This is a genomic window from Streptomyces sp. NPDC047515, from assembly GCF_040643055.1.
Taxonomy (GTDB): Bacteria; Actinomycetota; Actinomycetes; order Streptomycetales; family Streptomycetaceae; genus Streptomyces.
Genome location: NZ_JBEYTM010000151.1, coordinates 1 through 2,277, shown reverse-complemented (window position 1 = coordinate 2,277; position 2,277 = coordinate 1). Strand labels below are relative to the sequence as shown.

The following is a 2,277-nucleotide window of genomic DNA, read 5'->3' as shown; positions in this document are numbered from 1 at the left end:
GGTGGAGCCATGAATCCCACCGCAAGACCGCACGAGCCAACACCGTCGAGGACTACATCGCAGCGTAATCAACCGGCCACCCGACAGGCTCTCAGACGGAGACTGTGGACACAGCCTTGCCGAGGGTCGAGGCAAGGGTCAGCTGCGGTGCCGCCTGCGCTGGGTCTGGGTGAACCGGTAGGACTCGGTGCCGGTCTCGACGATGTGCGCGTTGAACGTGACACGATCGACGATCGCGGTGCAGAGCCTGGGGTCGCTGAAGGTCTGCTTCCACTCGGAGAACGGTGCGTTCGACGCGATCGCGATAGCGCGTCGCTCCTCTCGCTCGGTGAAGATCTGGAACAGCAGCTTCGCCCCGGCCTTGTCCAGGTCGAGATAGCCGAACTCGTCCAGGCAGAGCAGGTCAACGCGCCCGTAGCGGGCGATGGTGCGCGAGAGCTCTTCTCGTCGGCGGCCTCGGCCAGCTCGTTGACCAGGTTGACCGTGGTCGTGTAGCGGACCTTCAGCCCGGCCTCGGCCATGGCGGTGCCGATCCCGATCAGCAGATGGGACTTGCCAGTGCCGGAGTCACCGATCAGGCAGAGCGGCTGTCCCGCCCTGACCCAGGCCGGGTCCGACAAGGTGCCGACGAGCTCGGGGGTGACGTTCGGGTTCTCCTCGAAGTCGAAGTCCTCCAGCGGCTTGGGCCGGGGGAAGTTCGCTTCCCTGACCAGCCGCAGCTTGCGCCTCTCCTCGCGCTCGGCGCACTCGGCCTCCAGCAGGTCGGCCAGGAAGTCCTTGTAGCTGGAGCGCTGGCGCATCGCCTCGGAGGCCATGTCCTGGACCCGGCTGCGGATCGTGGGCAGGTGGAGCGTGCGGCAAGCCTCATTGATCGCCGTGTCGACCGCCTCCTCCGGCCCGGTGTCGCGGCGGGGCGAAGGAATCTGGGTGGCGGTCTCGGTCGTGGTCATGCGGTCCCCTTCGGTTGGCATTTCAGCAGCTGGTCGTAGTGCGAGACCGTCGGCAACGGTCGCTTGTCCTCGGGCAGCTGGGCCCTGCGGGCGGTCAGGGAGACCACCCCGCTGGGCTCCGCCCAGGGCGGCGGATCGGTCTCCTCGCCGCTGTCCTCGGCCGGTTCGGGAACCAGAGCGGCCGCCTTGCGGGCTTCGACGGCGACCACGTCCGCGGTAGTGGCGCCTGCCCGGATCGCGGCGGCCATGCCCTGCTGGACGGCAGCCGCGGGCATGCGCCGGTGCAGCAGCAGAACCTCGATCAGTGCCCTGGTGCCGGCCGCGTCGCCGCGCGCCGATCGGGCCGCCGCCCAGAACGCCTCGTGCACTGCGGTGAAGGAGCCGTTCTCCCGCGCGGTGACCAGCGCGGTCGACCCGGCCATGGCCCCCGGCTTGGCCAGCAGGATCTCCAGGTAGTGATCCAGCTCGTCGCGGAACTCCCCCGCGCCTGGTCAGCCGGGGATGACGGGCGGCGATCTCCCGCTTCTCGAACACCAGCAGATCGTTGCCCCGCAGCAGGACCCGCACGTTCTGGCCGATGAAGCGGGCCGGGACCGAGTAGTGGCACTGACGGACCGTGATCCGGCTGCTGCGGTCGACCTTCGGCGTCAGCGTGATGCCGCACTCGAGCTCCTCGAACGGCAACGGCAGCAGAAGATCGGTCTCGGAGACGAAATTGAACCCGGTGCTGGTCAGCCGCCCGGACAGCATCCGCTCGTCCTCCTCCGCGTCGATCTCCCTCAGCCGTTCATTGAGGGCCTCCAGCGAGGCGACGTCGGGAACGGGGACCAGATGCGTGCGCCGGAACCGGCCGCCCTCCTGCTCGACCCCGCCCTTCTCGTGGGCGCCTTCCTGGCCCGGGATGCAGTAGAACGCGTCGAAGCCGTATTCTCTGAACTTATTGCCGAGCCTTGCTCGTGGCCACGATGTCGATGGCGACTCGAAGCGGTGTCTCCGCGTTCCCCAGTAGGGCCCGGGTGATTGCGATCGCCTGGATGATGCTCATGCCGCGCTCGGCCAGGAGGGTCTGGACAGCCTCCATTCTGTCGCTCTCAAGGACTGGTCGGGACTGCTCGACCAGCGCGGCCCAGTGTGCGGCCTCCTCGGGGCTCAGCCCGATGACGTGGTCAAACACGACTTCTTCCTTCCCGTACTGAGCCGATGGGTTGTGTTCACGTCTCGTCAGAGCCCAGTGAGGCTCCGCCAAGCTCGTTTCCGCAGTTCAGCGGGGCTGGTGTGATGCGTCGGTGAGGTCCTCACGCTGGCAGGTGGAGTGATCGTTAGCACG

2 protein-coding genes and 1 pseudogene are annotated in these 2,277 nt (G+C 67.8%); all 3 read right to left on the bottom strand.

Features of this window, described 5'->3' with window-relative positions:
- Positions 1-138: 138 nt before the first annotated feature.
- Positions 139-950: pseudogene (istB, locus tag ABZ826_RS39165) on the bottom strand (IS21-like element helper ATPase IstB).
- Positions 947-1,372 (bottom strand): hypothetical protein, encoded by a 426-nt coding sequence (locus ABZ826_RS39160; protein WP_361459351.1) that lies wholly within the window; start codon positions 1,370-1,372, stop codon positions 947-949. The pseudogene istB and the gene ABZ826_RS39160 overlap by 4 nt, the downstream one beginning before the upstream one ends.
- Positions 1,373-1,887: 515 nt before the next feature.
- Entirely contained in the window at positions 1,888-2,124 is a 237-nt protein-coding gene (locus tag ABZ826_RS39155) for a hypothetical protein (protein WP_361459349.1), read from the bottom strand.
- Positions 2,125-2,277 lie beyond the last annotated feature (153 nt).